Below are 8,234 nucleotides of genomic sequence, written 5' to 3'. Positions count from 1 at the left end.
CCGCTACCGCCCCAAATACAGCAACCCAAAACCGCAGGAGCGAACTCAAAACTGGATAAAACTTGGGGGCAAGGTCAAACCGATTAGGAGGTCTGCCATGGAATTGTTTGTCGGTCTTGATGTGTCTATTCGCACCACCAGCGTCTGCGTGATGGAGGCGAGCGGTAAGCTCATCCGGGAGAGCAAGGTTGAAAGCGAGCCGGATGCGATTGGCGCCCTGCTTCATGCGATCGGCGGACCGTATAAGCGGGTCGGCCTGGAGGCCGGACCGCTGTCGCAGTGGCTCTACAGCGGCTTGGCTGCCGCAGGCTATCCGGTGATCTGCGTCGAGACGCGGCACATGAAGGCCGCGCTCTCGGCGCAGATCAACAAGACCGATCGCAACGATGCCCGCGGGATCGCGCAGATGATGCGCGTCGGGCTTTTCAAGCCTGTGCACGTCAAAACCGTCAGGAGCCAAGAGATCCGGATGCTGCTCACCGCGCGCAAATTCGTTCAGACCAAGATCCTCGATGCGGAGAACAACCTGCGCGGCCTGCTGCGCAACTTTGGCCTCAAGGTTGGCGCCGTGACCCGGCTGCAGTTCGAGCGGCGCATCATCGAGTTGCTCGAACAATCCCCGAATCTGCGCTTGGTGATCGACCCTCTCCTGGAAGTCCGCCGCGTGCTGAGAAAGCAGTTTCAGCACCTGCAAAAGGCGATGGAACGGCTGGCCGAGAGTGACGACACCTGCAAGCTGCTGATGACGGCGCCCGGCGTCGGCCCGCTGGTCGCCCTGAGCTTCCGGGCCGGAGTCGACGAGCCAGCGCGTTTCGGCCGATCACGCTCCGTCCCGGCTCACTTCGGATTGACGCCCTCGCGCTATCAATCTGGTGAGATCGATCGGGACCGGGGCATTTCGAAGTGCGGTGATGCCGGTATACGATGGGCGCTGGTCGAAGCCGCTGGGATCCTGCTGCGAATCTCGAAGCGGAGCTCGCCGTTGAAGGCGTGGGGCCTCTCCGTCGCTCGTCGGCGGGGTATGGCGAAGGCTACCGTGGCGGTGGCTCGACGCCTGGCAATCATCCTGCATCGGATGTGGGTCGACAACACACCCTATCGCTGGGAGGCCAAGGCCGCCTGAGAGCGCGAGTTAAGGGTTCCGCGTCGCCGCGCGGATAGAGGTCCCGTTCAGGGACGAGTGGGCGGGCAATCTCGAGGCGGGGCTGGACGTCAGCTCAGGCTGACAGTTTCGGAAAAAAGATTGAGATGCCCCTCCATCCGACCCGATCATGAAGCAGTTGCGCGCCGACTTCGCAGAGAAGCCAGACTCCTGACGGGCACCCATCATCTTCCGGCGTGCCAAAACCGTTGTTCGCCAAAAATCAAGACAACGGCCGACGCCGCGCCTTGTAGGCGCGGAGAGGATGTCCTTTGCTTGACAGACCCAGCCCAAAAAGAGAAGGCCCCGCTTTCGCGAGGCTTTTGATTCGTTTTCGGCGGGTGCTAAAGTCCGCATCTCTTGGTCTTTCGACTACTAACCACACAAGGTGTGGCGCGTGGGGAAGCCGTTCCCACCTCGAAAACTATGCTCCTTATATGGGTCATGTGGTGCGCTATGTCAACTGCACTAAGACTGCACACACGGTTGTACGGTGCCACTGTACACGCCGCTTTCTACCTTGCCCTCGTCGTCCGCTTCTGCGCCTAACCAGACGAGCGGAATTGCCGTCCGCGACTTACTGAAATCGGTGTCCGGGACTTACTGAAACACGCAAATGGTCATGCAGCAGCCACTCTTGCGGCTTCCAATGCCAGGCGCCAACTCGATCGCCCCCAAACTCCGCGGAGACGCCGACCAACGCGCAAAGGTCATTCACGCCCGACAGATCGAGGCCAAGGTAGATGCGCTCGCCAGGCTCGAGATGACGATGCCGAGCGGCTCCATTGGGCGCCCTGCGAGGTGTTCAGAACTTCGTAGAGCTCCTGGCCGCGTGCCTGCGCCAACTCGTCACACCGCAGGTGCTGAGAAAAGGCCCTGACCAGAACGGAACGAGGTCGCCGCGATGCGTGCAACAAGGTGATGAACTTCAGTGGCCGGCTCGACAATCTCGAGCTCCAAGCACCACTGACAAAGAGGTCGGCAGGCAAGCTGTTGCTCACGCAACCCGCGCCAGCGGGCGGTTCGGTAGAGGCGTCGGTATTCCTCCGCCCCTTCGCTGCGAATGTCATTCAGCATGAGGCCTACGATGCATCATGAATAGCTGAAATAGGTACGAACGGAATCGATACAGCGTGGGAACAGAAGATGCTTCTCTAACCCGCCAGGATTAGCGATGCGCATCCGTGCGCGGGGGAACTCGGCCGATACAGGCTTGGGAACCTACGATTCCCCTCTGCGCTGTCCTCCGATCAACGAAGGAGGACCTCTGATGGCAGACGACAAAACGAAAACCGCCGCAGATCGCCGCCTGGTCTCAGGCACCCAAGAATACGAAGTTGCATACTTCGCGAAAAAGCACGGCATCAATGCCGCGGATGCGCGACGGATCATCAAACAGCATGGCGGCGATCGGGACGCTGCGGACAAGGCGGCCAACAGACTGAAGGGCTAACGTTCGTGTATGATGCGAAGGAAACTTAGGGCTTCAAATGGCCATGGTCCTCAATCAGGCGCTCGCGGATCTAATCAGCGAACAAATCAGGCAACCATGTGACCGAACTCAGGGCCATGCTCTCGACCTTAACGAGATCACCATGCATGCAGAGTTCACGGTCGGCCGGGACTTAATATCTACGGAACGGCGAAGGATCACAGCGGAAAATGGGCTATGACGCCGTTCGCTCATATCGTGCAGTTGATCGTCTAAGCAACAAGCGGCCGCTCTATCCCGCCATGCAGGAGAGCGGCCGCACGATCGCCCGTCGCCACGGGAGGGTGGGCGTCAGGCAATAAGTAATACTTACGGCACTAAGTAATACTTACGTTTATTCTTGCTTCATTATACCTTAGTATAATAGTGTGGCGCCATCGCTTTGGGAGGAGCAAGGATGGTTGTACGCGTCGAAGCCGATAAACTTTCCACGCATGCTGTTACTAAGGTGTGGAATATTCACGATTTTTGCCGCCGGCAACGCTTGTGCCAGGAGGAAGAACGGCGGCTAACCCTCATCTTTGGCGATTTCGCCACGGCTTCTGAATTGCTTTACAATGCGAAGCGCTCTCCGAGGTGGAGATATTAGGGTTGGGGCAGTCCCGGCGACCTCGCGAATTTAAACGTCCGCGGTTCGGCAGCGCCCCAAAGAGAAAAGGCCGCTCGATGGCGGCCTCTGGGAAAATCACCCACTCAAAAATATACGATTTGAGAAGGTGCCCGACCGGACATCACGCGGCGATTTTCTCTGCAATCGGCGTAATTTCCGCCCTCGCCGTCTCGTCAAGGCTGATAAGTCCACGCTTCTCCGCATATGCTGGTGCCTGCCCCTTGATGGCTGCAAACGGAGGTGCGGTGGAGCCGTGATCCTCAAGCGTTGGACTTCTCACGGGTGCGGGGCGCGCTCCGCCGCCTCCGCCATTTCTGCCGTCGTCTCCAGGCCCGCCCGTCGTCGCCGAGGGCTTCCCCTGGCCTACCGGCCGTCGATGCGCGTGATGCGTTTCTGCAGCAGCTCGTGCTCGGTGATGCCGTTGTCCGGCGGCAGGTAAGCTTTAACCTGAACCTAAAAAGCGGTAGCGGAAGCGGTAGGTCACTTGCGCAAACCGCAACTTCGCAGAAGCGCCGCTGGAGTCAATATCCGATTGTAGACAGAGATCGGTCCTTTTATTGAGCGTCGCGTCATGGATCCGGATCTTTGCGTCACCGTAATTCCGAGGCGATGGGCGAAATGTGGCTAGTGCAGTCCACGTGAGGGCCGGAAACCATATGCTGTCGCGCTCCTGCGAATTGAGAACAGCCTGTAAGCTAAGTCGATGTTGGGGCCCGGCCCCCACTTCACAATCACCGATCTGAGATCATTCGCAGCCACTATTCGCTCAAGAAGGTCATCGCGGGCATTGATGCCGAATCCTAAAAGGATTTTGCCTCCTTCTGCAAGAAATGCTTGAGCCTCCGACAGAAATCTCTCGAGCTGGCCGTAGCCGGGATCAAATGCTCCACGCTCAATGTCATCGACAAATTCGAATTGTGCTGGAACGAAATTCCAGGGGTAGTTCCAAAAAATAATGTCGAACTTCCTTCCAGGAGGAATATTACTGAAGATGTCACTTTCGATGACGTCGACATTTTCAATCCCGTTTCTTGCGGCATTCTCCAAGGTGTTCGCGACAGCCAGCTGATTGATATCGCAGGCTAGCAACGACAGCGCTCCGGTCTTTGCCAAGAGGAGACCTGGTAGACCGAAACCGCAGCCGATTTCCAAGATCCGCTTTCGAGCGAATGGAGGGAAGTTCTCGCTAAACCAACGCCAACTTTGGAAATCTTCGGGAGGAAAAACGCCTTCTCGCACGATCAGATCCAGCCCGAACTCCCGTATCTGCCGCGGAAAAGTTCTCTGTTGGCTAGACCTGAGTGTTGCCCTGATTTCGTCGAGTTCGCTCAAATGTTCCCTCCGAGATGGGGACGCGCTAGAGATGCCGGCCGCTCAACTGTTTTATGCTCACGGGGCTCAGGCCTTGAGGCAAAATATGCGGGTCATGCAGCCGAATGTTTGCGGCACGTCGACTTCCACAGACAAGCCGGCGTTGAATGTTGCCCCCGCGCGACAAGTGCAGCGGCTTTATTCAGCCCCGTCGAGTGTCGCTGGAAATACCAACGACCCCGGCGGGGCCGAACAACCTTATTTGAAGCTCTCGGCTAGCCGAAGATGCGGAACGCGGCTGCAGGCGGGACTAGAAGTCCATTCCACCGCCGGGCGGCATTGCCGGCGGAGCTTCCTTCTTCGGCTTCTCGGCGATCATCGCTTCGGTGGTGACGAGCAGGCCGGCAATCGAGGCCGCATCCTGCAGCGCGGTGCGGACGACCTTGGCAGGATCGATCACGCCCATCGAGAAGAGATCGCCGAATTCCCCCGTCTGGGCATTCCAGCCATGGGAGAATTCCGCCTTCTCGCGCAGCTTGCCGACGATGATCGAGCCTTCCGCACCAGCGTTTTCCGCGATCTGGCGCGCCGGAGCTTCGATGGCGCGGCGAACGATCTCGACGCCGACCCTCTGGTCGTCATTGACGGTCTGCACGCCATCGAGAGCCTTGACTGCACGCAGAAGCGCCACGCCGCCACCCGGCAGGATGCCTTCCTCGACCGCCGCTCGGGTTGCATGCAGCGCATCGTCAACGCGGTCCTTGCGTTCCTTTACTTCGACTTCCGTCGAGCCGCCGACGCGGATGACCGCGACGCCACCGGCGAGCTTGGCGAGGCGCTCCTGCAACTTCTCGCGATCATAGTCGGACGTCGTCTCTTCAATTTGCGCCTTGATCTGCGCGACGCGGCCGTCGATGTCGGCTTTGGTGCCGGCGCCGTCGATGATCGTGGTGTTCTCCTTCTCGATCGAGACCTTCTTGGCGCGGCCGAGCATGTCGAGCGTGACGTTCTCCAGCTTGATCCCAAGGTCTTCGGAGATCACGGTGCCTGCCGTGAGGATTGCAATATCCTCGAGCATGACCTTGCGCCGGTCGCCGAAGCCAGGGGCCTTGACGGCCGCGACCTTCAGTCCGCCGCGCAGCTTGTTGACGACGAGGGTGGCAAGCGCCTCGCCTTCGACATCCTCGGCGATGATGAGGAGCGGCTTGCCCGATTGTACGGCAGCTTCGAGAACAGGCAGCATCGCCTGCAGGTTGGAGAGCTTCTTTTCGTGGATCAAGATGTAGGGTTCCTCGAACTCTACCCGCATCTTATCCTGGTTGGTTATGAAATAGGGTGAGATGTAACCCCGGTCGAACTGCATTCCCTCGACCACCTCAAGTTCCGTCTCCGCGGTCTTGGCTTCCTCGACGGTGATCACGCCGTCATTGCCGACCTTCTCCATTGCTTCGGCGAGGTAACGGCCGATGCCCGCATCACCGTTTGCCGAGATGGTGCCGACCTGGGCGATTTCCTCATTCTTCGAAACTTCCCGCGCTTTGGCTTTCAGCTCGGCAACGAGCGTGTCGACGGCGAGGTCGATGCCTCGTTTCAAGTCCATCGGGTTCATGCCGGAAGCAACGGCCTTTGCGCCCTCCCTGACGATCGCCTGCGCGAGCACCGTCGCGGTCGTGGTGCCGTCGCCGGCGATGTCACTCGTTTTCGAGGCCACCTCGCGCAGCATCTGCGCACCCATGTTCTCGAACTTGTCCTCAAGCTCGATCTCCTTCGCCACGGTAACGCCATCCTTGGTGATGCGCGGGGCGCCGAACGATTTGTCGATGACGACATTGCGGCCTTTTGGCCCCAGCGTCACCTTTACTGCGTTGGCAAGCGTATCGACGCCGCGCAACATGCGATCTCGGGCATCGGAATGGAATTTTACGTCTTTTGCACCCATGGTTCACTCCTTCGCTGAATTCTGGTCAGTGGCAGCTCTCAGGCGGCCTTTTTATCCGCGCCCAAATCTTCGATGATGCCGAGCACGTCGGCTTCCTTGAGGATCAGCAGGTCCTCGCCGTCGATCTTGATCTCCGTGCCCGACCATTTGCCGAAGAGCACGCGATCTCCGACCTTGACGTCCAACGCGACGAGTTGACCTTGCTCATTGCGAGCACCCGGGCCGACGGCGATCACCTCGCCTTCCTGTGGTTTCTCCTTGGCTGTATCGGGGATGATGATGCCGGCTTTGGTTTTCTCTTCGGACGAGACGCGGCGGACAAGAATGCGATCGTGAAGCGGTTGGAACTTCATGCCTTCCTCCTGGATAAAATCAATCGACGATGCTCTTCGCCGGACGAATGCACTGCGGACGGGCAAGGCCGCTCCGGCTACTGGCAGCGGTTGATTCTGGTTCAGTTGAAAACTGAATTCAAGAGTTTTTAGCACTCTTTGGTCGAGAGTGCTAAAGTGACGCAGCCAACCGATGGAGCTTGGCTCACACGGACATCGAGAGGCCATACGAGCCCTGGTCGATTGAGAAGCGGCTTAACCTACCAGTTGGCTCGCCCGGCACTTGGGCAGAAGGCCGCCTTGCGTCGAGGAAACAATGTCGAGGATTTCAAAAGAGGCGGCGGCAACACCGTCTTCATGGAAGGCGGGCGATGAGGAGGCGCAGTTGTCGGGAGCAGCGCCTCATCGCGCGGCGGATTTAGCGAATGACGCGACTAAAGCACGGATCCAGAGGTTCCTGGGCACGCGGCGAGACCATACGCGACGCCTCCTCTACGAGCATCTCACGCAGCCAACGACTTGCCGGATCACTATCGTGTGGGGCGGGCCATTGGATTGCTTCGATAAACGGGGGAAGTGGCAGCGGAACCTCGACGATCTGCAGGGGTATTGTTTTTGCGAAAAGCTGCGCCAACCGTAAGGGCATGGTTCCTATCCGCTCAGTGCCCAACAGCATGGGCGGGATCATGCTGAAACCCTGCACTGCGACCTCGACACGTTTCTTGAAACCATGCTCGAGCAAATACCGTTCCTCGAACGAGGGCAACCGCGTATTTCCGAACTTCACCGCAACGTGGCCCATAGACATGTACCTCTCGAATGTGAGCGGCTCCGACAGCTGCTTGTTGGAGCGGCAACCGACGCACACAAATTTATCCTCGAACAGTGCTGAGTGAGGATGCTGCGACATGAACGCTTCCGGCATGATCAGAAAATCGATTTCGCCTCGCCGCAGTAGCTCCTCGAAGTCGTCCGCAACCGGCAGACAATCGAAGCTGACGCCGGGAGCTTCCCGCGCCGCACGCTCCACCACCTTTTCGAAAAGCACGAGCGTGACGTAATCGGAGAGCACGATTTTAAAGCGGCGATCTGAGTGGGCCGGTTTAAACGGCTCCCAGGAAACAATGGAGTGCTGGATCTGCAGCAGAGCCTCGCGCACCGCGGGGGCGAGCCCTTCCGCACGCGGCGTCGGGATAAATTCGCGCCCCGCCATTGCAAACAGCTCATCACGAAAATAGCTGCGCAGCCGGGCAACGGCCGCGCTCATCGCCGGCTGACTGAGATTGATGCGGCGCGCCGCCGCCGTGAGGTTGCGCTCGGTCATCAAAGCATCGAGCGCGACGAGGAGATTTAGATCAAGGCCCTTGAACCGCATGCTTCATCTATCCATAACGTGGATGGTTGCCATC

At 58.8% G+C, this 8,234-nt stretch carries 7 protein-coding genes; 3 read left to right on the top strand and 4 right to left on the bottom strand.

Going from position 1 to position 8,234, the window contains the following annotated elements:
- Positions 1-97: 97 nt before the first annotated feature.
- The 3 genes from CO664_RS26050 to CO664_RS31370 all read left to right on the top strand — a co-directional run bounded on the left by CO664_RS26050 (position 98) and on the right by CO664_RS31370 (position 3,222).
- Entirely contained in the window at positions 98-1,123 is a 1,026-nt protein-coding gene (locus CO664_RS26050) for an IS110 family transposase (RefSeq protein ID WP_097527640.1), read from the top strand.
- A 1,288-nt stretch (positions 1,124-2,411) separates the two neighbouring features.
- On the top strand, positions 2,412-2,594 hold the full coding sequence (locus CO664_RS26045; RefSeq protein ID WP_037377580.1) for a DUF3606 domain-containing protein: 183 nt from the start codon (positions 2,412-2,414) through the stop codon (positions 2,592-2,594).
- Between the two features lie 436 nt (positions 2,595-3,030).
- On the top strand, positions 3,031-3,222 hold the full coding sequence (locus tag CO664_RS31370; protein ID WP_097527641.1) for a hypothetical protein: 192 nt from the start codon (positions 3,031-3,033) through the stop codon (positions 3,220-3,222).
- Between the two features lie 645 nt (positions 3,223-3,867).
- Here the strand turns inward: CO664_RS31370 and CO664_RS26030 are convergent.
- The 4 genes from CO664_RS26030 to nodD2 form a co-directional block, all read right to left on the bottom strand.
- Positions 3,868-4,575 carry a class I SAM-dependent methyltransferase gene (locus CO664_RS26030; RefSeq protein WP_097527642.1) on the bottom strand — a complete coding sequence of 236 codons (708 nt, stop codon included), beginning with the start codon at positions 4,573-4,575 and terminating at the stop codon, positions 3,868-3,870.
- 289 nt (positions 4,576-4,864) lie between these two features.
- Positions 4,865-6,493: a chaperonin GroEL gene (gene groL / locus CO664_RS26025; RefSeq protein WP_097527643.1), complete on the bottom strand. Its 1,629-nt coding sequence runs from the start codon at positions 6,491-6,493 to the stop codon at positions 4,865-4,867.
- A gap of 38 nt (positions 6,494-6,531) precedes the next feature.
- Complete coding sequence (groES, locus tag CO664_RS26020; RefSeq protein ID WP_097527644.1) at positions 6,532-6,846, bottom strand: co-chaperone GroES; 315 nt, start codon at positions 6,844-6,846, stop codon at positions 6,532-6,534.
- A 397-nt stretch (positions 6,847-7,243) separates the two neighbouring features.
- A complete protein-coding gene (gene nodD2, locus CO664_RS26015) occupies positions 7,244-8,200 on the bottom strand; it encodes a transcriptional regulator NodD2 (protein ID WP_097527645.1) in 957 nt (318 codons plus the stop codon).
- Between the last annotated feature and the right edge of the window lie 34 nt (positions 8,201-8,234).

This window comes from Sinorhizobium sp. NG07B, from assembly GCF_002532005.1.
GTDB lineage: Bacteria > Pseudomonadota > Alphaproteobacteria > Rhizobiales > Rhizobiaceae > Sinorhizobium > Sinorhizobium fredii_C.
This window is presented reverse-complemented; position numbering and strand designations above follow the sequence as displayed.